This is a genomic window from Pseudomonas sp. LTJR-52 (genome assembly GCF_003691465.1).
Classification (GTDB): Bacteria; Pseudomonadota; Gammaproteobacteria; order Pseudomonadales; family Pseudomonadaceae; genus Chryseomonas; species Chryseomonas luteola.
In genome coordinates, this window is record NZ_CP033105.1 from 1,159,861 (window position 1) to 1,184,470 (window position 24,610).

The 24,610-nt window shown below is 53.0% G+C and carries 22 protein-coding genes; 8 read left to right on the forward strand and 14 right to left on the reverse strand.

What is annotated here, in order from left to right:
- Positions 1-11: 11 nt before the first annotated feature.
- Genes EAW52_RS05245 through rbsD form a run of 5 tightly spaced genes read left to right on the forward strand, consistent with a single transcriptional unit; the run spans position 12 to position 4,887 of the window.
- On the forward strand, positions 12-1,565 hold the full coding sequence (locus EAW52_RS05245) for a sugar ABC transporter ATP-binding protein (RefSeq protein ID WP_122041677.1): 1,554 nt from the start codon (positions 12-14) through the stop codon (positions 1,563-1,565).
- A complete protein-coding gene (locus tag EAW52_RS05250) occupies positions 1,562-2,545 on the forward strand; it encodes an ABC transporter permease (protein WP_122041678.1) in 984 nt (327 codons plus the stop codon). The genes EAW52_RS05245 and EAW52_RS05250 overlap by 4 nt, the downstream gene beginning before the upstream one ends.
- A gap of 2 nt (positions 2,546-2,547) precedes the next feature.
- Complete coding sequence (locus EAW52_RS05255) at positions 2,548-3,564, forward strand: LacI family DNA-binding transcriptional regulator (protein ID WP_122041679.1); 1,017 nt, start codon at positions 2,548-2,550, stop codon at positions 3,562-3,564.
- 1 nt (position 3,565) lies between these two features.
- On the forward strand, positions 3,566-4,474 hold the full coding sequence (gene rbsK / locus EAW52_RS05260; RefSeq protein ID WP_122041680.1) for a ribokinase: 909 nt from the start codon (positions 3,566-3,568) through the stop codon (positions 4,472-4,474).
- 8 nt (positions 4,475-4,482) lie between these two features.
- Positions 4,483-4,887 (forward strand): D-ribose pyranase, encoded by a 405-nt coding sequence (rbsD, locus tag EAW52_RS05265; RefSeq protein WP_122041681.1) that lies wholly within the window; start codon positions 4,483-4,485, stop codon positions 4,885-4,887.
- A 19-nt stretch (positions 4,888-4,906) separates the two neighbouring features.
- Here rbsD and EAW52_RS05270 read toward each other — a convergent pair whose 3' ends face one another.
- A complete protein-coding gene (locus EAW52_RS05270) occupies positions 4,907-5,413 on the reverse strand; it encodes a hypothetical protein (RefSeq protein ID WP_177411893.1) in 507 nt (168 codons plus the stop codon).
- 295 nt (positions 5,414-5,708) lie between these two features.
- Here EAW52_RS05270 and EAW52_RS05275 point away from each other — a divergent pair, with 295 nt between their 5' ends.
- The gene (locus tag EAW52_RS05275) at positions 5,709-6,734 is read left to right on the forward strand and encodes an alpha/beta fold hydrolase (RefSeq protein ID WP_122041682.1); all 1,026 of its coding nucleotides are present in this window, start codon (positions 5,709-5,711) and stop codon (positions 6,732-6,734) included.
- A 26-nt stretch (positions 6,735-6,760) separates the two neighbouring features.
- Here the strand turns inward: EAW52_RS05275 and EAW52_RS05280 are convergent, their stop codons facing one another.
- Positions 6,761-7,843 carry a diguanylate cyclase gene (locus tag EAW52_RS05280; protein WP_122041683.1) on the reverse strand — a complete coding sequence of 361 codons (1,083 nt, stop codon included), beginning with the start codon at positions 7,841-7,843 and terminating at the stop codon, positions 6,761-6,763.
- A 317-nt stretch (positions 7,844-8,160) separates the two neighbouring features.
- On the opposite strand from EAW52_RS05280, the gene EAW52_RS05285 reads away from it, so the two are divergent.
- Positions 8,161-9,327, forward strand: coding sequence for an MFS transporter (locus EAW52_RS05285; RefSeq protein ID WP_122041684.1), 1,167 nt, complete (start codon positions 8,161-8,163; stop codon positions 9,325-9,327).
- Here EAW52_RS05285 and EAW52_RS05290 read toward each other — a convergent pair.
- The 4 genes from EAW52_RS05290 to EAW52_RS05305 form a co-directional block, all read right to left on the reverse strand.
- Positions 9,324-9,737: a topoisomerase DNA-binding C4 zinc finger domain-containing protein gene (locus tag EAW52_RS05290; RefSeq protein WP_218567921.1), complete on the reverse strand. Its 414-nt coding sequence runs from the start codon at positions 9,735-9,737 to the stop codon at positions 9,324-9,326. The genes EAW52_RS05285 and EAW52_RS05290 overlap by 4 nt on opposite strands.
- A 180-nt stretch (positions 9,738-9,917) precedes the next feature.
- Entirely contained in the window at positions 9,918-10,946 is a 1,029-nt protein-coding gene (locus tag EAW52_RS05295; protein ID WP_177411894.1) for an SIS domain-containing protein, read from the reverse strand.
- A gap of 19 nt (positions 10,947-10,965) precedes the next feature.
- Entirely contained in the window at positions 10,966-11,958 is a 993-nt protein-coding gene (locus tag EAW52_RS05300) for an ROK family protein (protein ID WP_122041686.1), read from the reverse strand.
- Between the two features lie 43 nt (positions 11,959-12,001).
- A complete protein-coding gene (locus tag EAW52_RS05305; protein ID WP_122041687.1) occupies positions 12,002-13,393 on the reverse strand; it encodes an APC family permease in 1,392 nt (463 codons plus the stop codon).
- Positions 13,394-13,605: 212 nt separating this feature from the next.
- On the opposite strand from EAW52_RS05305, the gene EAW52_RS05310 reads away from it, so the two are divergent.
- Positions 13,606-14,814, forward strand: a complete 1,209-nt coding sequence (locus tag EAW52_RS05310; protein ID WP_162997593.1) for an ROK family transcriptional regulator — start codon at positions 13,606-13,608, stop codon at positions 14,812-14,814.
- Between the two features lie 107 nt (positions 14,815-14,921).
- On the opposite strand, the gene EAW52_RS05315 is transcribed toward EAW52_RS05310, so the two are convergent.
- From EAW52_RS05315 to EAW52_RS26350, 8 genes are all read right to left on the reverse strand, one after another.
- Positions 14,922-15,125, reverse strand: a complete 204-nt coding sequence (locus tag EAW52_RS05315; protein ID WP_122041689.1) for a hypothetical protein — start codon at positions 15,123-15,125, stop codon at positions 14,922-14,924.
- 967 nt (positions 15,126-16,092) lie between these two features.
- A complete protein-coding gene (locus tag EAW52_RS05320) occupies positions 16,093-17,712 on the reverse strand; it encodes a UvrD-helicase domain-containing protein (protein WP_122041690.1) in 1,620 nt (539 codons plus the stop codon).
- The gene (locus EAW52_RS05325; RefSeq protein WP_122041691.1) at positions 17,705-19,423 is read right to left on the reverse strand and encodes an ATP-dependent endonuclease; all 1,719 of its coding nucleotides are present in this window, start codon (positions 19,421-19,423) and stop codon (positions 17,705-17,707) included. The genes EAW52_RS05320 and EAW52_RS05325 overlap by 8 nt, the downstream gene beginning before the upstream one ends.
- A gap of 361 nt (positions 19,424-19,784) precedes the next feature.
- Complete coding sequence (locus tag EAW52_RS05330) at positions 19,785-20,489, reverse strand: hypothetical protein (protein ID WP_122041692.1); 705 nt, start codon at positions 20,487-20,489, stop codon at positions 19,785-19,787.
- A gap of 428 nt (positions 20,490-20,917) precedes the next feature.
- Positions 20,918-22,714, reverse strand: a complete 1,797-nt coding sequence (locus EAW52_RS05335; RefSeq protein WP_122041693.1) for a DUF927 domain-containing protein — start codon at positions 22,712-22,714, stop codon at positions 20,918-20,920.
- A complete protein-coding gene (locus EAW52_RS05340; RefSeq protein ID WP_122041694.1) occupies positions 22,711-23,727 on the reverse strand; it encodes a toprim domain-containing protein in 1,017 nt (338 codons plus the stop codon). The genes EAW52_RS05335 and EAW52_RS05340 overlap by 4 nt, the downstream gene beginning before the upstream one ends.
- Positions 23,720-23,998: a hypothetical protein gene (locus EAW52_RS05345; protein ID WP_122041695.1), complete on the reverse strand. Its 279-nt coding sequence runs from the start codon at positions 23,996-23,998 to the stop codon at positions 23,720-23,722. Before EAW52_RS05345 ends, EAW52_RS05340 begins: the two co-directional genes overlap by 8 nt.
- The gene (locus EAW52_RS26350; RefSeq protein ID WP_122044727.1) at positions 23,991-24,173 is read right to left on the reverse strand and encodes a hypothetical protein; all 183 of its coding nucleotides are present in this window, start codon (positions 24,171-24,173) and stop codon (positions 23,991-23,993) included. Before EAW52_RS26350 ends, EAW52_RS05345 begins: the two co-directional genes overlap by 8 nt.
- Positions 24,174-24,610 lie beyond the last annotated feature (437 nt).

Sequence of the window (24,610 nt, forward strand, 5' to 3'; positions counted from 1 at the left end):
AGGAGACCGTCATGTCGGGCAGGCCAGTCCTTTCCATTACCGGCATCGGCAAGACCTATGCGCAACCCGTTCTGGGAGAAGTCAGCCTTGAGCTGTATCCCGGCGAGGTGTTGGCGCTGACAGGTGAGAACGGCGCCGGCAAGAGCACGTTGTCCAAGATCATCGCGGGGCTGACTCCGCCTACGACCGGGCAGATGACCTTTCTCGATCAGCCCTATACCCCCGGTAGCCGCACTGAGGCCGAGCGCTTGGGCGTACGCATGGTCATGCAGGAGCTGAACCTGCTGCCGACCCTGACCGTTGCCGAAAACCTGTTTCTCGATAACCTGCCCAGCCGGGGCGGGTGGATTTCCCGTGGGAGGCTGCGTGAGCAGGCACGGCTGGCCATGGCGCAGGTCGGGCTGGATGCCATCGATCCGGATACCCTGGTCTCTAACCTGGGGGTCGGCCACCAGCAGATGGTCGAGATCGCCCGTAATCTGATCGGTGACTGCCGCATCCTGATTCTCGACGAGCCTACCGCCATGCTGACGGCGCGCGAGGTCGACCTGTTGTTCGAGCAGATCGAGCGCCTGCAGGCCCGTGGTGTCGCCATCGTCTACATCTCTCACCGCCTGGAAGAACTCAAGCGCATCTCCCAGCGGATCGCGGTTCTGCGCGATGGCCGGTTGGTTGCCGCCGAGTCCATTAGCCGTTACAACACCGATCAGCTGGTAGCGCTGATGGTGGGACGTGAGCTGGGTGAGCATATTGACCTGGGCGAGCGCCACATTGGCGCGCCGATACTGAAAGTGGACAAGCTGAGCCGTGCCGGCAAGGTCTGCGATGTATCGTTCGAGGTTCGCGCTGGAGAGATTCTCGGTATTTCTGGCTTGATCGGCGCGGGTCGTACCGAATTGCTGCGGCTCATCTACGGCGCTGACCGCGCCGACAGCGGGCGTGTTTTTGTGGGGAATCCGCTGCGTGAAGTCAACGTCAGCTCGCCAGCCGAGGCGGTACGCAATGGCATCGCCCTGATCACCGAAGATCGCAAGGGGGAGGGGCTGCTACTCACCCAGTCCATCTGCGCGAATCTGGCATTGGGCAATATGCCCGCCGTTGCCAAGCGCGGCGTGGTTCAGTCCACGTCCGAACTTGCGTTGGCAGAGCGGCAGATCAAGGCCATGCGCATTCGCAGCTCCAGCCCCCATCAGCCGGTGGGCGAGCTTTCCGGCGGTAATCAGCAGAAGGTCGTGATCGGCCGCTGGCTGGAGCGTGATTGTCAGGTGCTGTTGTTCGATGAGCCTACCCGGGGCATCGACATCGGCGCCAAGTTCGACATCTACGGCTTGCTGGGCGAGCTGACCCGGCAGGGTAAGGGGCTCGTTGTCGTGTCCAGTGACCTGCGTGAGCTGATGTTGATCTGCGACCGGATTGCCGTGCTGTCCGCTGGCCGTCTCATGGAAACCTTTGACCGTAACGATTGGAGCCAGGATCGCCTCCTGGCCGCCGCCTTTGCCGGATACAGCAGCCGTGAAGCGATGCTGGGCGAAGCGGTTTCTCCCATACAGGAACTCTCCGTATGAACACTACCGTAACTCCGGCCGCGCCCAAGCGCAGCAGCAGTGTGTCCGGCCTGGGCACCTACCTGGGACTGGCCGGTGCCTTGCTGGCCATGATCGTGCTGTTCTCCGCCATGAGCAGCCATTTCCTGTCCTATAACACCTTCACCACCCTGGCCAACCAGATTCCGGACCTAATGGTGCTGTCGGTGGGCATGACGCTGATCCTCATCATCGGTGGGATCGACTTGTCCGTAGGCTCGGTGCTGGCACTGGCGGCCTCGGTCGTTAGCGTGGCTACGCTCAATTGGGGATGGGGCATTTTCCCAGCCGCGGCCCTGGGTATGGTTTGTGCAGCCTTGGCCGGCACCGTGACGGGCAGCGTAACCGTGGCATGGCGGATTCCTTCATTTATCGTCTCCCTGGGTGTGCTGGAAATGGCGCGGGGACTAGCCTACCAATTAACGGATTCGCGCACGGCCTACATCGGTGACGCCTATGGTTGGCTGTCCACGCCGTTCGCCTTTGGGATTTCGCCTTCCTTTATCATCGCGCTGCTGGTGATTGCCGTTGCCCATGCCTTGCTGACGAGCAGCGTGTTTGGCCGCTATCTCGTCGCTATCGGCACCAACGAAGAAGCAGTGCGCCTGGCGGGTATCAACCCCAAGCCTTACAAAATCCTGGTTTTTGCTCTGATGGGCCTGCTGGCAGGGTTGGCCGCGTTGTTTCAGGTGTCCCGTTTGGAAGCGGCTGACCCTAACGCCGGCGCCGGGCTTGAATTGCAGGTCATCGCGGCGGTGGTGATCGGCGGAACGAGCCTCATGGGTGGACGCGGTTCGGTCATCAGCACGTTCTTTGGTGTGCTGATCATTTCCGTGCTGGCCGCCGGGCTTGCACAGATTGGCGCCAGCGAGCCGACCAAACGCATCATTACCGGTGCGGTGATCGTGGTAGCCGTGGTGCTCGACACCTACCGCAGCCATCGCGCCAAGCGCCGAGGCTAACCATGGCGACCATCAAGGACGTCGCGGCACTGGCCGGTATCTCCTATACCACCGTATCGCACGTGCTCAATGGTACTCGCCCGGTCAGCGCGGAAGTACGCACCAAGGTCGAGGCGGCCATTGACCAGCTGGGCTACGTTCCCAGCGGTGTAGCCCGCTCGCTCAAGGCCAAGGCCACCAGCACCATCGGGCTGCTCGTGCCGAATGGCAGCAACCCGTACTTCGCGGAGCTGGCGCGGGGTATCGAGGATCACTGCGAGCGTAACGGCTACAGCGTCATCCTCTGCAATTCCGATGACAATAACGACAAGCAGCGCCGTTACCTGCGTGTGCTGCTGGAGCGTCGTATCGACGGCTTGATCGTGGCCACCGTGGGCGGCGACGGTGAGTTCGCCCAGGCCTTGGCTGCAGTCAAGGTGCCGATGGTGCTGGTCGACCGCCCGCTGGAAGGTGTGGAAGCCGATCTGGTGCAGATCGATCATGAAGAAGGCGGTTACTTGGCGACGAGGCACCTGTTGGCGTTGGGTCATCGGCGTATCGCCTGCCTGGGTGGACCTGCCGAAACGCTGGTCGCTCAGGAACGCCTGGCTGGTTATTGCCGTGCGATGAAGGAAGCCGGGCAGACGATACAGCCTGCGTGGCTGCTCAATACCGAGTTTACCAGCGCCGCCGGTTATACCGCTGCCGCATACTTGTTGGAAAAGAATGCGCCCACGGCCATTTTTGCCGGGAACGACATGATCGGAATCGGTATCCTGCGCGCCGCCGCCGAGCGCGGCCTGCGCGTTCCGCAGGAGCTGTCCATCGTGGGTTTCGACGATATTGCCGTGAGCCGCTACCTTTATCCGGCATTGACCACGGTGGGACAGTCCATCCTGCAGTTAGGCGAGCGCGCCGCCGGACAGCTACTGGCCCGGCTCGCGCAGCGGCACCGGCACACACCTGAACATACTGTGGTGGCGCCTACCCTGGTGGTACGCGAGTCCACCACGTCTATCGAATTGAACGAGAGTCCATAAGATGCAAGCAAAAATAGTGATCGTGGGGAGTCTGAATATGGACCTGGTCGTACGGACCCCACGCGTGCCGGTAGGCGGTGAAACCCTGGCGGGCCGCAGCTTCGTGACGGCACCTGGCGGCAAGGGTGCCAATCAGGCAGTGGCCTGCGCCCGTTTGGGCGCCCAGGTCACCATGATCGGCTGCGTAGGCCGTGACGCCTACGGCGAGCAGCTGCGCAGTGGATTGGAAGCCGAAGGCATCGAGTGCTCCACGGTCGAATCCGTAGAAGGTGTACCGACCGGTATCGCCTCTATTCTGGTCGATGACAATGGGCAGAATTGCATCGTGATCGTGGCGGGGAGCAATGGCGAGCTGTCGCCCGAGCACCTGACCCGCCACGACGCCGCATTGCAGGCTGCCGATGTGGTCATCGCCCAGCTGGAAGTGTCGGTCGCCACGGTTGAAAAGACGCTGACCCGCGCTCGCGAGCTGGGAAAGACGGTCATTCTCAATCCAGCACCAGCCGTAGGTCCGCTGCCTGCTCATTGGTATGGTCATGTGGATTACCTAGTTCCAAACGAGAGCGAGGCCAGCCTTCTGACCGGTATTGAGGTCAACTCGCTGGAAACAGCCGCCCAGGCTGCCCAGCAACTGCTCGACGCAGGCGCCAAGCGTATCCTGCTGACGATGGGCTCACAGGGCGTGCTGTATAAGGATACCGAACGGCAGCAGCACTTCCCGGCGCAGGTTGTCCAGGCGGTGGATACCACGGCGGCCGGAGACACCTTTGTTGGCGGATTTGCTGCTGGCCTGGGGGAAGGTCTTCCATTGGAAGAGGCCGTTCGTTTGGGCCAGCAGGCGGCTGCGCTGTCCGTCACCCGTGCCGGAGCGCAACCCTCCATTCCCTATCGCCGCGAATTGAATATCTGAGAGCGCCCATGAAAAAGACTCCTTTGCTTAACAGTGCGCTATCCCGCGTGATCGCCAGCCTTGGTCACGGTGATGTGATCGTGATCGGCGACGCTGGCATGCCCGTACCGCCCGGCGTGGAATGTATCGATCTGGCTGTGACTCATGGCGTGCCAGACTTCGCCACTACGCTACGCGTCATCGTGAGTGAAATGCAGGTCGAGTCCCATGTCCTTGCCGAGGAAACCATTGCCCAGCATCCGCCTGCATTGGCTGAAATCCAGCGGTTAAGCGCCGCGGGCGAGTTAGGCAAGCGCCAACTGGTAAGCCATGAGGACCTCAAGGTGCTATGTAAAAAAGCACGGGTACAGGTTCGCACTGGCGAATGCCAGCCCTATACCAATATTGCATTGATCGCCGGCGTCACCTTCTGAGACACCGGCAGGGTCCTCCTCACTGAGGCAGTGTGCCTAGTGAGCGTGGCTCATGAATGGGGCAGCCATTGAACTGTCCCCTGAACCCGGATGACATCTCGTAGGCCGGCTTGCGTGAACGCATCACACCCCCAATGGGGCGGTGTGCTGCCAGGCCATGCCAGGGTGAGAACGCCATGCTGTCGTCTACTTCCCTGGCGCGGGCCTCCGTCCAGGTGGGCTGCGGATCGACTTCGATCCGGGCTACGGTGATATAAGGGCTTTCTTCCTCCGCCCACTGTGCTGAAGCATCCTCGACGGGCATCTTCTTCGAATCGGTAGCCAGCTGAACCCGCATCTCCCATACGCCACCCTGCCTGGCAAAGAATTCGCTTACCGCCTCGCGTAGCCCATAATCCTCGGAGGTCGTCTCGATGATCTTGCGCATCGTTTCGACCAGCTCGCGAGTGGTCTCGGCCTCATCCTCCGGGATCTGTTCAAATGATGGATCAAACAGCAGTGGGCGAATGGGAAGGGTGGTCGACATGGAAAGTCCTCAACTCATCAGGGTGTGCCTTATATGGCATCGTTGTTATGGCGTGTGTAGTGGTCACAAGCCCGCCTGACTCTGGACAGGTCCTGTTGTCGACTGTTCACGAAAGGCGCTGATGAATGACAGGTAGATGGTATTTTGTATAAAAATCCCCGTCCTGCCGTCTCGTTTAGAGCGAATCGAATCTTTTTCGCTGCACATTCCGCTTAAGCGCAGCAAAACGCTATGAAGCAAAACCCTTCCCGCTGGCCGCAGTCCGTTAGAGAACGTTCTATTAGAGGAGAACTCCATGTCTGCCCCAGCACTTCCCATGATGCCGCCGGCTCGTACAGCCCAGGTCAACGGTATCCAGATGGCCTATTACGAGGCCGGCCCTCGAATGACCGGCTCCAAACCAGCCATTCCCATTGTGCTCTGCCACGGTTTTCCCGAGCTGGCCTTTTCCTGGCGTCATCAGATCAAGGCGCTGAGTGAAGCGGGGTATTGGGTCATCGCGCCCGATCAGCGCGGCTATGGACTGACCGAGCGGCCCCAGGCTGTTGAGACCTACGACATGGAGCACCTGACCGGTGATCTGGTCGGTCTGCTGGACCATCTGGGGATAGAAAAAGCCATTTTTTGTGGCCATGACTGGGGCGGTCTGCTCGTCTGGCAGATGCCGCTTCTACATCCTGACCGCACGGCTGGAGTTATCGGCCTTAACACGCCGTATTTGCCACGTCCGCCCGTCGAACCGATCGAGGCGATGCGCAAGCGCATGGGAGACGAGATGTATCAGGTGCACTTCCAGAAGCCCGGCGAGGCAGACAGCGTTTTCAACCGAGATGCCCGTAAAGTGTTCAGTTTCCTGGTGAAAAAGCCTGGAGGAGATGAGGTTGACGGGGCGGGTATCGCAAAGGCCAAGGCATCCGAGCAGGGCTCAGCCTTTGCACTGGTGCGCTGGCTGGAGGCCTATCAGCCCGAACAGGATACCCGGGAAACCTTTCTGACCGAGGAGGAGTTCAGCGTCTTTGTTGAAACCTTCAGCCGGACCGGTTTTACCGGTGGCATTAATTGGTATCGCAACATCACACGTAACTGGGAGCGTTCGGCCAATCTGCCGACGGAGATAAACGTGCCTTCGCTCATGGTCACGGCGGATCAGGATGCCTTCCTGCCGCCTTCCATGTCGGAAGGCATGGAAACGTACGTGCATGACCTTCAGCGAGGCGCCATCCAGTCCTCCGGTCACTGGACCCAGCAGGAGCGGCCTGATGAGGTCAACCGCGTCTTCCTGCACTGGTTGCTACTGCGGTTTCCGCTAGAGGTCCGTTGACGGGGTAGGACACGCGTTGATGCCGCTCAGGCTGCGACAGCTTGAGCGGCTCGCATGATTCGGTTGCGGCCTTGCTGTTTACCCTGGTAAAGCGCCTTGTCGGTTCGCTTGATTGCATCCTTCAGACACTCACTCTCGCCAATCACGCAGGTCGCCAGCGTGGCCGTCACCATGATGGTGCCACCCTCTACCTCTAAACGTATTGCACGAATTTCATTCAAGATCCGCTCAGCAATCTTGTCGGCATTTTTCAGATCGGTATTACGCATCAGGATCAAAAATTCCTCACCACCCCAGCGTGAGGCCACGTCCGTGCCTCTCACTGACGCGGCAATGACCGATGACACCTGCTGCAGGACCGTGTCGCCCACGTCGTGGCCAAAGGTATCGTTGATGTTCTTGAAGTGATCCACATCCAGCATGATCAGTGAAATCGGCTTGAACGTTTGAGGGCTGCGGTACAGCCGCTGCGCCTCGCTGTGCAGGCGTCCGCGGGTATATAGATTGGTCAGGCTGTCCTTGTTGGCCAGGGTAAACAGGTCTGCCTGCATGGCAATCGAGCTGGAAGCCGTCAGGGCTGAGACGTATACCAGCATCACGATGGCTGAGCTTAGGTTGAACAGGCTGAACAGCTCAGTAACCCTGGGGCTCAACATGAGCAGGGGTTCAACGGCGAAAAAAAGATCCATAACCTTGCCTATCAGTAGGCAAGTACAAATCAGTATGCAGGTTACCCAGCGCCAGAAGGGGGCAACGGTGTAATTGAACAAGGCAATCGGAACGATGCAGAGCAGGTAGTAGTAAAACCCGGTGTGCCATCCTATGAACACGGTTGCGACTACGGCATGCACGACGATTTCTGATATGAGCAGAGTGCTTGTCAGCCGATAGCGCTTGGCCTTGAGTAATTGAAGGCAATAGAAATGAATGGCCACGCTGCCAATGTTGGTCAGCCAGAGGGCTTTTACATCCAGTGCAATGAACGTCACCAGAAAAATGATGTGAATACCCAGCACCGCCTTGATGCCAAGTACACCCCTGCTCCAGAAACGATCCGTTGCTGTTTCCAAAATCTGGGCGCGATCAGACGCCGAAAGATCATTACTCATTAAGTCCGACCCGACTTATACATGCATGGTACTGCACGTTTCAGCCCGTGAAAGTTGTTACAGAACATCGGCTGGACCTGGTAAGTCTTGAGTGAGAACAGCTTGAAAATAAGCCGCTTGATCAGCGGCACGGCAATCGTGAGGAGGTACAGGAACCGCCGGTTAGTAAGGGTATGTTGCTTACAGTAAGCTAGCTAATAAGACACGCTTATCCCTGAATATGAATAAGCCTATTGAACCGGCAACCCATAACGCCGGACACCCATTACCTGATGAGTATCGAGACGCAGCCCGAATGGCTTGCGTGGAGTTGATGTGTGCTGCCCAACAAACTGATCCTTGCCGTGCTGATTGTCGGCATTTCTGTCGTCGGCCTCAGTATCGGCGCCACCATTCCCGTCGTAGCGCTACGCCTGCACGAAGCGGATACCCCCAACCTGACCATTGGCATTCTTTCGGCCTTGCCGGCCGCCGGTATGCTCGTGACGGCCTTTATCGTCGAATGGCTCACCGCACGGCTTGGCCGCAAGCACATCTACCTGCTGTGCTTTTTCCTCTCCATGATCAGCATCGCCATGCTGGAAGTCTTCAGAACCGAACTCATCCTGTTGGGGCTGTTCCGCTTTCTGATGGGAGTAGGGGCAGGGCTGATCGTTATTCTGGGCGAGGCCTGGGTCAACGAGATTGCCGGTGAATCCAACCGTGGTCGTGTTGTCTCCCTGTACGCCACCTTCTTCACTGGTTTTCAGCTGCTTGGGCCTGCCATGGTTTCCGCCTTGGGACCCAGCAGTGCCTGGGTGACAGGCATCGTTCTGGCGATCTTTGCTGTGTGTTTGCTGGCTACTGCGCGATTTCTGCCCAACCCCATCGCCGGTAAGGCTACCGTTGAGCAAAAGACCTTTACCGTGTTGGGCTTTCTGAAGGTCGCCCCTGCGATCTGCGCAGGCGTCGTGTTCTTCTCCTTTTTTGATAGCGTCGTGCTGTCCATGTTTCCCGTGTTTGCCTTGAGCCACGGTTACGAGGTTGCACTGGCCGCACTGATGGCGACCGTCATTCTGCTGGGTGACACCTGCCTGCAATACCCGCTGGGTTGCCTGTCTGATCGCTTCAACCGCAACCACCTTTACCTCGGCTGTGGCCTGATTGCCTTGCTGATTGGTCTTGCGCTGCCCTGGTTGATCCAGATGCAAGCGTTGCTTTGGCCTGTGCTGGTCATACTGGGTGCGGTAGCCGGTGGCGTCTATACCCTGGCCATTACCCTTATCGGGCAGCATTTTCAAGGGCAGGACCTGATTACCGCCAATGCCAGTGCAGGGTTTCTGTGGGGCGTGGGAAGTCTTGCTGGTCCCATCCTGAGTGGCGCAGCCATGTCCGCAGGGCCAAATGGTCTGCCACTGGTATTGGCCGCAGCGGCTGGCTTATTCGTACTGTGTGCCCTGAAGGCAAGGGGTGGACGTGCCCTCAGACTGGAGCAACATGGTTAGAGACTCGATAGACGAGAGCCATGCGTTCTCGCAGAGTGGCTGATGAGCTTTGTTCCCCGGCAGACAGGGGCGCGGCTGCAGCCATAAAAGCTCTTGCCAGCCTTGGCCGTGCGCAGGCTCATGGGCGCCGAGCAGAACGGGCAATTCTCCGCGTTGGCCTGCCAGGGTGTAACCAAAGGTGCATTGGCAGCAATGATCGAATGGTGCGGTGCGGGTTTTTGAGTTACTCGACTGCTGCGCAACCCTTCATAGACGCTCCAAGCTACCAGCACGCCAACAATACCCAGCATGATCGCGGCATCGCTGACGGAAAGTGCCCCGGCAGCCGCATCCTCGGCCCATGTCAGGCAAGGTAGAAGAAAAAGCACTGATCCAGTGAATGCCTTTCGCGTAAGCGGCATGCGTCCCATGACTCTATCCATTTGGCTGATGCGCGGCGCACAGTGCGCCTGATATGCGAGGGCTATCGGCAAAGGACATTCAAGCTTAAGCCGGAGACAAAAAGCCCCGACCAGCGGAGTGTCGGGGCTTTGTTTTGTCATCAATGAATGGGAGAGGTGGCATTCATGGCGAGAGCATGCAGGCGCTCATCAATGCGTCTCGGTCACCTTTTTCAGGTAACGCGGCTGATCAGGGTTGCAACCGCGCGCCTTGGCCAATGCCTCGGCAAGAACATAAAAGCTCTGGATCAGAGTGAAAGGCTCCAGCAGGGCATGGTCGGTCCGGGCGCTGGGTAAATCGACGCCGTCATTATCCTCGGTTGCAGCCACCAATACCCTGGCCCCGCGGGTACGCATCTCCTGGGCGAAGGCCAGCGTGCCAGCCTGCTCGGGACCTGCGGGCGCAAAAACCAGAACCGGATACCCTTCGGTAATGATCTCCATCGGGCCGTGCTTAACCTCTGCACTGGAAAAGGCTTCGGCCTGTATGCCGCAGGTTTCCTTCAGCTTCAGGGCTGCTTCCATGGCGATCGGCAGGGCCGGGCCTCTGCCGATGACCAGCATCTTGTCGACGGGTGTCAGCACCTCGATGGCCCTGGACCAGTCCGCTTCCACGGCGCGCTCCATCTGCCGAGGCAATGTCTGGAGCGCTTGTAGCAGGTCCGACTTTATACCCAGGTTGCGCTCCAGATAACCTACCGTCTGGGCAGCTGCCATAAGCATGGCAACATAGCTCTTGGTGGCAGCCACACTTTGCTCAAGTCCGGCAGGCAGCAAGACTTCACCATCAGCAATTGCTGCCAGAGGCGAATCGGGCGTATTTACCAGGGCAGTCGCCCGAGCGCCGCGGGATTTCAAATAACGAACGCTGGCAATCAGGTCCGGACTCTTGCCGGACTGGGAAAGCGCCGCCACCCAGGCATTGTTGAAGCGCAGGGGCGGCTGGTTGAGGCTGACCAGCGAAAGCGGCATGGAAAGGCTGGGAATGCCGATCCGGCACATCATCAGATGAGCGAAATAGGCGGCTGCGTGATCCGAGCTGCCCCGCGCTACGGTCATCATGAGGTCGGGCAGATTGCGAGCCAGACGGTCTGCCAGTGCCGTAACAGCACTGTCGTCGTCCAGCATGCGTTGCAGGACGGCAGGAATGGACTGGGTTTCATTCAGCATCAGGGACATTGCAGTTACCTTCGGGACGTCAACCTTCGGACGCTGTAGCGTCCAGTGTGGAAAGAAGCTCGGTTTGGCTCAGGATCTGCTCGGGAATAAAGGCAAGCCCGGCGGCATCCATAGCCATACTGAGCGCGCCCCATAGAGGCGCGTCGTGCGTGAAATGCGCCGTGACGATCTCAGGCGCAAAGGGAACAGTACGGTTGATCATGTGCTTGATGAGCGGGGCCAGCGTTGCCGCTTGCCGATAAAGCCCTCCACCAATGGCAATGCGGCCAACATCCAGGGCGATCGCCAGATTGGCCACCTGAGCGGTGCAGGCAGCAATCCGCACATGCAGCGCCTGCTGAGCGCGAGGCTCCTGGCTGGTGAACAGGTCGAGCGCCTGGTGGCCCGGCCCGAGCAGCTCAACGGCCAGCTGATTCAGGGCCATTCCGGAAAATAGCTCCTCCAGCGGGGCGCCACCTTGCTCGTGGCTGTACCAGTCCGATACGCGCTCAGGGTCCAGAAAAGGTGACAACATATAGCCAATCTCCATGGCGGCGCCGTTATGCCCACGGATCAGCTGCCCATTGGCAATGGCTGCGGCAGAGAGTCCCGTGCCCAGATTCAGGTAGAGGGCATGATCGATACCTTGCAGGCTACCCCAACGTGCCTCGGCCAATGCACCGGCCTTGACGTCGTTGTCCAGCATGACCGCAGGCGTACCCAACCCTTGAGCAATCAAGCCGTGCAGGTCGAGCCCTTCAAAGCCGGGTGTATTAGGTGCCATCAGCAAGGTATGACCACATACAACGCCTGGGAATACGCCCGCCACGCTGCGAATGGTTGTTGCGCCGAGTTGCTGTGCACATTCCCGTGCGGCCTCAAGCAGGCGCATCAGGGCCGGCTCGCCAAGCAGGCCCTCGGCATGGGTCGCCAGGACCCGGGTCGCCAGCTGCTCGCTGGCGGGGTCATAGCAGGCAATGTGGGTTTTAGTACCGCCAACATCGATGGCCAGCAGTACGCCCTGATCAGGCATCGTAAGACTCTCTCTTTCAAGTGCTTGTGTCATGGCGCTACAGTCAGGAGAGCCGGTGTGTACGCGCCCACAGGAGATAGGCGCCGCCACCCACCAGCAGCCAGACCAATGACCACTGGATCGGGTAGGCACCGGGTGCGTTATGGTTGGAGGCCATGTAGATATAGACCCAGCCCACCAGCGCAATAACGGCCGGCACCGGGTAAAGCCACATCGCATAAGGCCGTTTCAGGTGCGGTTGGTTCTTGCGCAGCACGAACAGTGCAATGATCTGGGCAACAGACTGCACCAGAATCATGACGGTTGTCAGAAGCTGGATCAGCGTGGTCAGGTCGCTCAACCGGCCGATCATGAAGCCGATCGACGTCAGCACACCCATGCTCAGCAGCCCATACGTCGGGAACTCATGGCGGGCATGCACCTTGGCAAACGCCTGGAAGAACACTTTGTCCCTCGCCGCTTCATACGGCACCCGCGAGCCACCCAAAAGCCCTGCGAACACTGAAGCCAACGCAGTGATCAGAATCAGAACCGTCACGACATTGGCTGCTGTAGCGCCCCATGTTTCGCTCAGTACCACCGAGGCCACGGATTTATAAGCCGCCGAATTGGGATCAAGCATGCGATGCCAATCCACGACGCCCAGCACGCCCACCTGCATCAGCAGGTAAATGGCGAGAATGCCGAGAATCGAAAAGATGATGGACCTGGGAATCACGCGGCCCGGCTGGTCAACCTCACCAGCAAGGTAGGCCGAGGTGTTGTAGCCCAGGTAGTCATAAATGCCGATTGTTAGCCCTCCAGCCATGCCAAGCCAGAAGCCACTGTCGGAAAGATCAAACGCCCCCTCGGGAAAGCTGAAGGCCAGCTCAGGGTGAAAGTGGGAGAGGGCTGCAGTAATGAGACTGCCAATGCTGATCAGCATGATCACCCACAGCACGATGCCCAGCTTGGCGACCGACTCGATTTTGCGCCACAACAGCCCGATGATCAGCCAGATAAGGCTCAGGCCAATCACATTGCCTGCCGTCTGGCTCATGTCCGGCCAGAACCAGGTGAGGTACTGAACGAACCCGATGATGCCCGTGGACATGATCAGCGGAATGAACAGCATTGCCGTCCAGATGAACAGAAAGGGCATCAGCTTTCCCGTGCGCTTGCCAAAGGCCTCGCGCAGGTACACATAGGTACCCCCGGCACCTGGCAATGCCGCACCCAGCTCCGCCCATACCAGACCATCACACAGGGCCAGCAGGGCGCCCAGTATCCAGCCGAGATAGGCCTGTGGGCCGCCCATGATGACAATCATGGTTGGAATGGTAATGAAAGGCCCTACACCACACATCTGGCTCATGTTGAGCGTAGTGGCGGGAAACAGACCAAGTTTTTTCTTGAGGCCGGAGGAAGGCTGGCCGGTTACGGGTGATGACGGCATAGGACGATCTCTTCGCTCGAAAGGTAAAGGATGGGCAGATGAAAAATTCTTCGTGCCATCGATCGGCTCTACCGATTCGGCATTGTTGTTGTAGTGAAGGGATCGCTTTGGTCAGGTGAGTACATGCCAAACAGCGAACCACCCTTAGAAGACCATAGGCTTTATATTAATTCAACTTGATTTAATTAATGCACGCTCCTGATGATGTAAACATGAGAAAGGCATCTACCAAACGCATCGTGACCACCGGCACCAATGCCGAACACGCCCGCCTGCATAATCGCCGGGTTATTCTGGAAGCCATCCGCCTGGGTGGACGGCTGACCCGTGCCGACCTGACACGGCTGACCTCCCTTACCGCTCAAACCGTCTCGAACATCGTGACGGAGCTGCAGGAGGAGGGCGTGCTGCTTGCCCATGCGCCGGAAAAGGTTGGCCGGGGCCAGCCCCCCGTTCCCCTGTCGATCAACCCTCAGGGCGGCTATGCCATCGGCTTTCATGTCGAGCAGCATCGCATCATTGCCGTGCTGCTCGATCTGCTCGGAGAGTGTCAGGCGCAGGCCAGCCTGCCGGTCGATTACCCCACCTTTGACGAAGCGCTGCCCCTGCTCACTGAAACTGTTGGCCGCTTCCGGGCACAGTTTCCCTCGCATCGCTTCATCGGTGTCGGTATTGCCTTACCCGGGCCGTTCGACGTGGAAGGCATTACTGCTGTTGGTCCAACAGCCTTATCCGGCTGGGATGACCCTGCCATTCCTTCACGCCTCGAAGAAGCCTTGGAACTGCCTGTGCTTATCGAGAACGATGCCACCGCCGCCACCATGGGCGAGCGGCTACATGGCGTTGCCAGCGATCTGCAAAACTTTGTGCATCTCTTCATTGGCAGCGGCCTGGGAGCAGGGCTGTATCTGGAAAATCGCCTGTATCCCGGGCACTGGCATAACGCCGGGGAGATTGGCCACATGTCCGTTATTCCTGACGGCAAGGTTTGCTACTGCGGAAACACGGGTTGTCTGGAGCGGTATGTGTCCATCGCCTCGCTGCTTGAACACCTGGGACAAACCGCCGATCAGGATATTGCCACTTGGGACTGCAATACCGTCGCCTTCAGGCAAGGCGTCGACGCCTGGCTGAATGAGGCCGTACCTGCCCTGCGACAAGCCATCAACATCCTCGAATCCCTCCTGGATCCGCAAACCATCCTCATCAGCGGTTTTCTGCCTGAGCCAATTCTCAAGCAACTGGTAAACCGGCTAGCGTCGCTACCCGTCTCGGTCAGCCGCCGCCCGGACCGTGAATACCCCCGCATCCAACTCGGTGCTGCGGGCCCGGACACCGTCGCCCTCGGCGCGGCAGCCCTGGTCATCCTGACCGAAATCAGCCCACATTACGAAACGCTGCTCAAAGCCGAAAGGGGATAGGTTTTGATTCGCTAGTACTTCTAAGCGTATGCGCAATCGGTTGGAAAGAAACGGTTTCAATCAGCAATGTATTTTAATTAGCCGCTTTCGATTGACTTACCGATCTTTCACTCAGGCTTCTTTAATGCCAGAACCATTATTTCTGTCGTTTCTGCCAGAAGAGGCCAGGCAGCCAGTGTTTCTCTTACGCTGTCCATAGCGTGCGTTTCAATGTAGTTAATGTTTTCTAAACCATGAAGCTCTAGCAGATTTGAAATATCCTCACGGCTATGAGACGGGAGTGGCGAGTGGGTATCCAGCAGCTTCTTCATAAAAATTCATAGGTAGTCAAGATTTGCCACCTCCATAAAGATGGCAAAATGCTATGACACTAGAATTTGAATTAGTTCTGGCTTGTATAGGTGAAATCAAAATGCCATAACGAATGGCAGGGCCTTAGATGATGGTGCGGATTCACTACCGTGCCCATTCTTTGTTTATATATGCTGCAATCTGCGCTCTAAACCAGCCATATACGCAGCATCCGCTCTATGACTGCTAAATCATAGGTATGGTCTGATCTCTTGCAGTAATACGAGCGGAGGGCTTAAACCAAAAGCCGCTTAAGGCTTTGCTACCAGATATGTACGCGAAAGATGGGAAGAGGCAGGCAAGACTCTTTTGTAAAGGTCTAAAGGGGGAGCTTAAGGTATGCACAGTCCGAAACAGCGGTTTTAACGGCTTAAAAGAAAAAGGCCCCGTCATGCTAAAAGCAGGCGGAGCCTTTTCTTATCACTTGCCATCATGTTGCTGTAACGGCTTTGTATGCTATTACGCCGAATTGGCTAAGTGCGTAACTGTTTGGCGCTCCGGCGGGCTTCTAACTATCATTGTAAGTTATTGATTTCTATGTTTTTTTATCTGTGTTTTGAAGTTAGGGATACAAGCAGGGATACAAAGATAATTTAGTGAATGTGTCAATAAGTCAATTCAGAATGGTTTCGCTAAAGCGAATTTCAAACAGGTGGGCCTTCTCTTAGACGCTCTCTGAAAAGTATTAGATTGCTACTACGTGCTGTCTGATTAGACCTTCTAACTTATTGACTTGCGTGATGGTGAAGCGCAGAAAATTAGCTTTAAGGTAATTAAAACCTTTTCAGATAGATCCTGCAAAACAACTTAAGAGTCGCCACGGTTAGGGTGGCTAGATGGATTCTATAATGGATCTTTAATTGTTTTTATAAATAAGTATGTGGGTAATATTTTATTTGCAGAAATAAAGAATTATTAATCTAGCTCTTAAGTATTTAATGTTTTGTACAATCCATTAATACCTGGGCGTTTTAAAAAACGAGAAGGTTCTCCCTTTACCTGTTTTCCACGGCTGTTAATTCTTTGAGTTGACCACATAAGCACACAAATTGATTTTGCTCTTGTTAATGCTACGTAGTGTAAATTTAAGTCTTGCTCTAGGTTTGGACAAAATGGTTCTCTAGAATTTTCATTTATCTCCAGTCTAGGTAGAATCCACTCGTAAAGATCTAAATGTATAACTACATCAAACTCTAAACCTTTTGATTTATGTATTGTCATGCACTGAATTTCATCAGGGGAGCTAGGATAATATTGTTTTATTGCCTCTCGATCCTCTACTGTTAATTTTAGTGCAGCGATTTCAGTATCCGTGGGTTTGCCGAATATATCATTGCCAAAAGAAATAAGCTTATCTACCAGTGTATTTTCCGGGGTTGTCCGTATTTCTTTTATTAGATTTCGGAGTCGCTTTATTTCGGGGCGTTTTAAAGTAGATGTTAATGGTAGTGCACTAATGATTTGTTCTGGAAGAATTTCTTGATTGTATCTAAATCTTAAAAGATCTGACCATAACTGACCATTTTTACTTTCAAGGTTGTCAATTGAGTCTTTGCTAAAGACTCTACAGGGCACTGTAAGATGCTCTCGTATATGTTCTAGAGTATTATTGTTTTTTACTAAAACAGCCAAGTCTGAACGTGTTAGTTTAGGTCTTTTTTTAAGTATTAAGGGAATCAACTTGTTTAAGCAGAGGATTAGTTCTCTTTGAGTTCCTACAATATCATGGTGATATACGTTAATGCTTTTGCATGGTAGGGTTTCGAATGTTGGGTTAAGGATTCGATTTGCATAGTTGTAAATAGAAGGGTGACATCTATGATTTATTGTGACAGTACGGTGTGTAAATAAAGGTGATCGCATTAGCTCCTTTAAATACTCTGGGCTAGAGCCACGCCACCCATATATGGACTGATTTAAGTCACCTACTGCTATGCCTGTTACACCTAGATCGACTACCTTGTTAAAGAAAATATGCTGTTGTTCTGAGGAGTCTTGATATTCATCAATGTAAATGCTTTTGTATTTTGATTTTATATAATTTTTGCACGAAATAGAACTTTTAAGGATGTGTATGGCTAGTCTGGTTATGGTTGGAAAGTAAATAATATTATTTTTGGAGAATGTTTCTATTAACTCTAAAAAATTAGCCTCACTAATATTGTTTACGTCTTTGTTTTCATCCACCAAAATTCTTTCATCAATTGATAAGTCAGCATCTTGCTTAGGTTCAAGGTCTTCGCCTAGGTGCTCAAATACATGTTTCCAAAAGGGGAGGATTATCTCTCTAAGACAAAAAGAGTCTATAGTTCCAAAGAAGCTTGATTTGATCTCTAGTCCGCCAATACGGCAGCGGTGCTCAAGCTCTTGGCTAGCTTTACGGGTAAATGTAATTGCAATTACGCCTTGGTAGTCTTTAAGCTGCTTAAGCTCGTTTCGAATTTTCTCCGATACAACCGCAGTTTTGCCGCTTCCTGGACAAGCTGTAATTACCATGCAGCCTTGTGGCTTGATTGCCTCTTTCTGTTCCTCAGTAAAATTAAACATTCGATTCGCTCTTTGCTTTTTCTATGCAGTGGAGAAGAGGTTCAGCTAAATAACCGTTCTTCAGCTCAGCTAACGATTTTGAGTGTTCAGCCAAGAAGCTGCGCATCCTAATAGCTTTTTGTTTTTGTAAGTAATTTATAGCATCTTCAATTTTTGTTTTTTTAGAGAATAAAAGAAGTTGTTTTTCTAACTCGTAGCTTATATCCGTTTCAAGATCAACATAAGCGAGATATACTCCAAGAGGGTTTATTTTTTTAGAAGTGGCTTCCCATATTCCTGTTTTTATAATGTCTAATACCGTCGTTTCCAAGGATTGATGTTCTAATGGGTCAAGTTTGCAAATTTTTAAGCATCGATTAATTCCCGCTAGCTGCTTAAGCTCGTTTTTTTGGTAAGTAATATTGGAGATATCGTTATCTGTCCTCATTACCCAAGGAATTTCCATCGCTTCTAAGATTCTTGTGTATACCTCAAACTGTACGCCGTCTACGCTTAAGATTGAAATATTATAATAATCAAGGTCGATATTTAGCGCTCTTGCAAGCTCTGTGTAGAAAAGAAGTTCTGAAGGACCTTCAACGAGCAATACTGCTTTTGCAAAAAAAGCTTCTGCAGGGAGAATGCTCATTCGGTAACCAAGATTATCCCATTCGATACTTATACACTTAGAGCAACCGCCACTAGCTGCTATGCTTCCAATGGATGAGTGCTTAATGTGTATTATGGAGTCAGGAGAGTAACGGGCTGTGATTTGAGGTGAGTGACTAGTTATTAAAGTTTGCCCAGGTAAATCTTTAATAAGATAGTCTGCTAATTTACGCTGCTGATGTGGATGCAGATGAGCCTCAGGCTCCTCAATACAATAAAAAACTACCTCGCTGTCAGGGTCGAACTCTCTTTGACTTTTTGCTTTCCAGAGAGCCATTAGTATCTGATTGTTGCGACCATCACCTCCTAACGATATTTTTGCACCTGAAGTGCTAGCGCTAAGTTTTAAGCTGTCTATGAATTGTTGAGTCTCAATGGCCCCTGAGTCTAAGTGAACAGCATATTCAGTGAGATCGTGAGATAGCTTTAAAAGCTCTTCATTAACGGCGCTTGTAGCATTGGTTACGTAATTTAATTTTCGTACGCGCTGGTTGATGTTGGTAAGGCCTTTTTCAATCTTTCTTAAGATTTTCGCGTCATGTATTTCTTGTTCGGTGGTTCGAGTTTCCTGTGCCAGTTTTAATAATTGTTTTTTTTCTGAAAGAACGAATTTTTCTAGGTCTCTTCTTGATTTTACATATTTCAAGTATAGATATTTTAGATAATACCTTCCGTTTAGAGGGGAAAGCTGGTAATCGGTAGGGCCGCAATATATCTGGTATTGTAGGTTGGATCTTTCGGCCTTATATCTTATTACGCAGGTTTTTTCGTTTGAAATAGAACCTTTTAAAGTAGAAATTACCGCATCTTCATTTATTTCTTTGAAGTGGATATCGATGATTATCTCGTTAGCCTGTTCTCCATTTCGGTTAATGTTGAAATCTGTCTCGCGGGGTTCTATATCATTTTCGGAGAGAGATTTATCTAATAGTAGTCTAAGAGCATATATTAGGTTTGTCTTTCCACAGTCGTTAGCTCCAATTATGAGCGTTTTACTTTGGAATTTAATTTCTGTATTTAAGTAATTTCTATAGCCGACAAGCTTTACTTTCGAAATTTCCATTTCCATCTTCCTTGAATATTTAACGGCTTTACATGATTCGGTTATTGTGACGCATGTCACGTACGGTCTCAAATGCTACTCATCCTTGATTTCAAACCAGCCATCGGCTTTTTGTCGACAAAAGCAGGGGGAGTGCAGGGTTTCGCAGGGAAATAGAACCTGTAAATTTGTCCCTCTACCTCAGGCGGGGCTTGGTTTGTAGCAGAATGAAGCGGTGCAGAAAAATCGACCTATTTAGCCCGCAGGCGTCGTGGGGGGACAACTGCGCGCGCAGGGTGTAAGGCGTTGAACAAGTAGTGGGCGAGGCGAGGTAGCAAAAGGAAAGAAAGCCGCCTATAGGCGGCTCTTTTAGGGCTAAAGGTTAGGACTGTTTACCTAATAGTCCCTCAAGCTCGGCGACCTTTCTAGTCGTCAATATAACGCTTTTAAAAGCATTAGACGGTGCTTCAAACTCAGATCGGTCGACTATAGTCAGTTTTGACCAAACTGAATCATTGATATCAAGCTCGTATTGGTTTAGAGCATTATCTATTGAGGCAGCGATTATTTCAGTGCTTGAAGGTAGATCAGAAGATTCTTGATGAGCTGTTCGATATTGCTTAACAGCAACAAGGAAGGCCTTACCTTCGGTTGTGTTGAGTAATTTTTCAGCAGCATCATTTAGTCGATGTGTTGAGTACTGTATACGTCCATCAGCTACTACATTGTGGTGTCCTGATCTTTGTTTATGAGTTTGAATTTGGCATAGCTCAAATTCTGGTTGAAGTTCATTCGCTAATGCTTGGTACTCTTGGGCAAAGTCATAAGCATCTGCTTCTTCGCGCTTAAGCTCGCGGATCTCTTTTGTCAGTTCCCCATCAGCGGCTCGGAATTTTCCTCTCCAAGCAATACCGACATTCTTTGCTTGTTGCTCGGCTGCTAACGCTGTCTTTTTGTGCTTTTCTAAGCGTTGGGCAAGGTTTGTCAAGCGGTCACGCTGAGTCACGAATCTTTGTATGTTCTCTTCAGCGTTTTTAATAATAAGTGCAATATTTTCTGGAATTTTATTGTTGGTTACTTCAGTCATTTCATTTCTCCAATATAGAGCGGCCGCTTTTAGCAGGCCAAGGGGGAACGTTGCTGCAAGGAAAAACCTTGCTGCATGGGTCAAAGAAAAGAGCCTTTATGTGTTTAGGGATTATTTAGGAACTGCTAACAAGAACAGTTTTTACCCCCTTATGTTTATTCGTCTGAATCTAAAATCGCTGGGAACGCGGGAACATGGGTACAGCCCTTGTAAATCAAGGGGTACAGCGTGGGAACTTGTACCCGCCATTTTTAAAGTGGGAACAAAAGGACATGCGCATCTCTTTAAAAGATAGAGTTGTGTTCCCATGTTCCCACTCTTGAGTTTTATATGGGAACGGCTCAAACCTGCATAGTTGCTGAACTGTTCCCATGTTCCCGCGTTCCCAGTGAAAAGAGACAGTAAAGAGTTTTGTTGGTGATATTTACTCATTGATAATCACCTTCTGCCTCTAGGCGATCAGGGTCGATAACATAGAAGCGTGAACTGCCACCTCCTGGCGTGCGGTACTTTTTGGTGCGTCGACTGCCTTTGGTTTCTTCATCAACTTTGGCGAGCGCTCCAGCTACAGCTAGCGCACGTACGATACGGTCTTTGCTGTAACCGGCTGCTGCTTCGAGTAGCGCTGGAGTGTTAAAGAGATATAGACGCTTGTCTTGATTGATCTCGTAGAAGCCTGCGCGGTCTCTTACAGTTAGGCATGCATGCTCAGCACGTATATCTGAAAATCGACTGTCCCCATGTAAAGCAATGAAGTCGGATATACCTCGGAGAATTTGTCGGTCCTCGGCATTGCCATTACCCATCTTGGCAAGCCATTCGCTGAAAAGTAGGCGGCAGGCATTCGCTGCAGCTCCAACTGGCCAGCTAAGAAGCTTTTTAACGACTGCTAGCTCTCCTGCAAAAGCCATGATGGCGAAGCGGTCCGCTACTCGTCCGGCTTGCGAACTTTCAGTGTTGAAGGTCTCACGCAATTGCTTGAAAGCTGCATGTAGCTGCTCTGGCTCATGCTGCTCGAGCAGCCTTTCGACGAAAGCTGGGCCTAAGAATCCATAATGCTGTGATACCGCCTCTGTTAAAACGCGATGAAACTCTTGACCTGTCATACCTTGCACGTCATCAAAGGCTCGGTATGTCCGAGTACCTGCGTTTACGTCCACCATTCGCAGCTCAGCACCCGCGTGAGCGCCGTTGCCACTAATAGCAGCATGGTCTGATAAAGATCGTTCACCGCTCGATAGGGCAAGAACTCGCCATGTAAGTTTGGCTCGGCCTTCCCGTTCACGAGTCATGGTGCTTTTACCCATACCATTGGCGATGGCATAGGCCATTTCTTGAACGCGTTTAGGGTCCGCTCGTTTAATCTCATCCAGGATCAAGACTGTATCGTTTCGAGAGGCCGCCTCTATTTCTACGCCGCCTTTAGATACGTCCCAGGACGCGGCGAATGTGCCGGGATTTCCCCATACTGATGCCGCCATCAGTTGAGCTAATGACTTACCACTAGACGAGTCGCCTACTAAATGGATTCCACCGCCATTAATGCCTAACTTGGCTAGAAGCGGGCCGGCTAGTGCACAGCAGACAGATAGAATCAATACCGGATTGCCCAAGCAGCGCGAAGCAACATGTTCCTGCCAGCCAGATAAGCTACCTTTGGTAGTAAAAAGGTTCACAGCGCGGCCAGAATCCTGATAGCGCACGTTATTGCCGCCTATGACTCTAGACGGAAGCACGAAGGCTCCGGATTCATGCCAGCCGGGCTTTGTTGTAGTGGAAATTACCCATTCCAGCGCATTGTGGCTCGCTAGATAAGGGGCGATATGTCGACGTTGGTGGTATTCAATAGTCAGGCCTTGGCGCATCAAACCCTTTAAAACCTCATCCCCTTTACCGGCCAAGGCCTCCATAGGCATTACCCATTCAATACGGCGACCGCGATAGGCAAAGCTCAACAACCTGCCAATACTTCCGTCTTCGCTATTGACCGTTTCGGCCTCTACATGAAGCGGGGCGCAGATCCAATGATCTACAGGAATAGATTTCTCATCTGGTCCAGTTTGTTTCAGGCCGTGATACCACGTTCCAGCTTTGTACTGCTTGCCGTCTTTAAAAGTGTTCTGTTCGTATACAGCAAAGCACGGACGCTCAATCGTCTCGCTATCTGGTCGCTTAGGCGTACCGACCAAGGTGAGGTCCAAGTTTTCTTTATTTGGCTTGCTCATCGCGCAGTCTCCCTGCGCTGGTTGCTACGCCATACATGCAAATCATTGAAGTCAGAAAGCTCTAATGGAGCGCTCGTAGGCCATTCAGGAAAGATTACGAGTGCCCCTGCGGCGTTCGCTGCACGATTAGCGGCTAAGCGACCTGTATTACTTGTGTTTTGACGATCATCATCACCCGCGATTACAAGATCGATGCTATCTCCATAGCGACTCCTCATAGCAAGTGCGACGTGTTTGAGGTTTCCAGCATTCATGGCACAAACAACAGGTGAGCCGGTCGCTACGTGCAGCGTGGCTCCAGTTGCCCAGCCTTCACAGACATAAAGGCGGCAGCCTTCAGTAATTTTTCCTAAAGGCGAATAGCAGCTTTGTACGCGACCGCCTGCAAGGAAGCGTTTGTTTCCTTGCGCATCAATAATCTGGAGATTAACCAGACGGCCATCCATGCACAGAGGTACAAGCAATCTGCCTTGCCTTTGTTGGCGAAGAGTTAAGGGAGGTACTTCTTTTGCAATCAAATATGGATGAAGTCGATCCGCGCGGCGTGCTGGATTCCATAGCTCCACTGCTTGGTGTAAAGCATGTTTCTGCCTGCGCTCTATACGGGCCTGCTCTTCTTGCTCTTTTTGCAAGCGATTTTGGAAAGCGGTTTCAGCAGCACGGCTCAGCTCTTCTATCTTAGTTTGTGTTCCTTTTCTATTGAGTAAGCCTAGTGATAAGCGCGCATCGATTTCCCGTGCTGCCTCTACTTGGCGGCAACTACGGAGATAGGCCAAGAGCGAAACTAAATCGCCTCCATGGGCGCTATCGTCTGCAAAATCGTTCCAACGCCCACTGTCTAAAGACACGCCAAATGAGCCCGGGCGGCGATCACCACGAGCCACATTGCAGGCAATCCATTCACGACCATTTCTAGAACCGTCGGGCAGCCATTCAGGTACAAGCAGCTCTGCTGCATTGAGCGCATGTAAGGCAGTTTGGCGAATAAGATCTACAACAGAAGGCTCATGCATGGCGGCTCTCCTGGAATAGAGCCACTTTTCTGGCTGCCTTAAAGAGATCAGATGCATCTTCAAGCAACAGATACGCGGCGTTAGCTACGCTGCTAAGGTCTTGAGCGCTTCCTTGTCTTGGATTTAAGGATGCCACGCTATGCATAAGCTCTTTAGCAACATCCAAACGATACTCAGCGCCTTCTACCAAATCGCTATAAGAGCTACTCATGTCTATTAGTAGGACTGGAGTAGAGGAGGTGTTGGCTGTGAGAGGCATGAGCTTAGTCATGGGCTGCCTCCTGTAGCGAGCCTTCCATAGCAAGGCGAGCGCGTTGCATGTGATGGTTATAACGAGCGAGACGAGTAGATAGACTGGAATTTGCGCGGAGGGCAGCCAAAGCCATAGCTTTATATGCTGAGGCGCGAGAGGAATTAGCAGGCAGATTTTGGGCGTGCTTAAGCATAGTGGAACTCCTTGATTTGAGGAGCTGCCACGAACCGTCGCCAAACGATTTAGGGTGGCAGCTGTGCGCAGGTTGGCGAACCGGGAATCAAGGAACCCGGCAGACACGAATGTCTCCCACGCACAGCCGCCATAACACAGCATTGCGGGCACAAAAAAAGCGCCTGCAATGGGGTATAGGGCGCTGTTGCGCCTTGATTTACTCGGGTCGCCAAACCCGGTCACGGAATTTGCCGCGACGCAAGAACTATAGATGTTCTTGGGCAAGCCTGACAAGGCTATTTCAACAATGTATTTGTCCGAAAGGCTCAAGCCTGCAACCCACATGCTAAGCTTCATGCTGAGTTTTTTGTGGTAGCGAACCCCGGTAACGTTGGCGCGTTTTCCGGGGTTTTGTCTTTTCTTAGGCATGCAAAACTCCTCTCCACCCAGCGCGAG

Excerpts from the sequence above, each read along its gene's own strand:
- EAW52_RS05250 (WP_122041678.1), top strand. The coding sequence starts at position 1,562 with ATGAACACTACCGTAACTCCGGCCGCGCCCAAGCGCAGCAGCAGTGTG.
- EAW52_RS05295 (WP_177411894.1), bottom strand. The coding sequence starts at position 10,946 with ATGTCCCTGATGCTGAATGAAACCCAGTCCATTCCTGCCGTCCTGCAA.
- EAW52_RS05320 (WP_122041690.1), bottom strand. The coding sequence starts at position 17,712 with ATGTTTAATTTTACTGAGGAACAGAAAGAGGCAATCAAGCCACAAGGC.
- EAW52_RS05275 (WP_122041682.1), top strand. The coding sequence starts at position 5,709 with ATGTCTGCCCCAGCACTTCCCATGATGCCGCCGGCTCGTACAGCCCAG.
- EAW52_RS05255 (WP_122041679.1), top strand. The coding sequence starts at position 2,548 with ATGGCGACCATCAAGGACGTCGCGGCACTGGCCGGTATCTCCTATACC.
- EAW52_RS05340 (WP_122041694.1), bottom strand. The coding sequence starts at position 23,727 with ATGCATGAGCCTTCTGTTGTAGATCTTATTCGCCAAACTGCCTTACAT.
- EAW52_RS05335 (WP_122041693.1), bottom strand. The coding sequence starts at position 22,714 with ATGAGCAAGCCAAATAAAGAAAACTTGGACCTCACCTTGGTCGGTACG.
- EAW52_RS05290 (WP_218567921.1), bottom strand. The coding sequence starts at position 9,737 with ATGGGACGCATGCCGCTTACGCGAAAGGCATTCACTGGATCAGTGCTT.
- EAW52_RS26350 (WP_122044727.1), bottom strand. The coding sequence starts at position 24,173 with ATGCTTAAGCACGCCCAAAATCTGCCTGCTAATTCCTCTCGCGCCTCA.
- rbsD (WP_122041681.1), top strand. The coding sequence starts at position 4,483 with ATGAAAAAGACTCCTTTGCTTAACAGTGCGCTATCCCGCGTGATCGCC.
- EAW52_RS05325 (WP_122041691.1), bottom strand. The coding sequence starts at position 19,423 with ATGGAAATTTCGAAAGTAAAGCTTGTCGGCTATAGAAATTACTTAAAT.
- EAW52_RS05305 (WP_122041687.1), bottom strand. The coding sequence starts at position 13,393 with ATGCCGTCATCACCCGTAACCGGCCAGCCTTCCTCCGGCCTCAAGAAA.
- EAW52_RS05270 (WP_177411893.1), bottom strand. The coding sequence starts at position 5,413 with ATGTCGACCACCCTTCCCATTCGCCCACTGCTGTTTGATCCATCATTT.
- EAW52_RS05330 (WP_122041692.1), bottom strand. The coding sequence starts at position 20,489 with ATGACTGAAGTAACCAACAATAAAATTCCAGAAAATATTGCACTTATT.
- EAW52_RS05280 (WP_122041683.1), bottom strand. The coding sequence starts at position 7,843 with ATGAGTAATGATCTTTCGGCGTCTGATCGCGCCCAGATTTTGGAAACA.
- EAW52_RS05300 (WP_122041686.1), bottom strand. The coding sequence starts at position 11,958 with ATGCCTGATCAGGGCGTACTGCTGGCCATCGATGTTGGCGGTACTAAA.
- EAW52_RS05310 (WP_162997593.1), top strand. The coding sequence starts at position 13,606 with ATGAGAAAGGCATCTACCAAACGCATCGTGACCACCGGCACCAATGCC.
- EAW52_RS05315 (WP_122041689.1), bottom strand. The coding sequence starts at position 15,125 with ATGAAGAAGCTGCTGGATACCCACTCGCCACTCCCGTCTCATAGCCGT.
- EAW52_RS05245 (WP_122041677.1), top strand. The coding sequence starts at position 12 with ATGTCGGGCAGGCCAGTCCTTTCCATTACCGGCATCGGCAAGACCTAT.
- rbsK (WP_122041680.1), top strand. The coding sequence starts at position 3,566 with ATGCAAGCAAAAATAGTGATCGTGGGGAGTCTGAATATGGACCTGGTC.
- EAW52_RS05345 (WP_122041695.1), bottom strand. The coding sequence starts at position 23,998 with ATGACTAAGCTCATGCCTCTCACAGCCAACACCTCCTCTACTCCAGTC.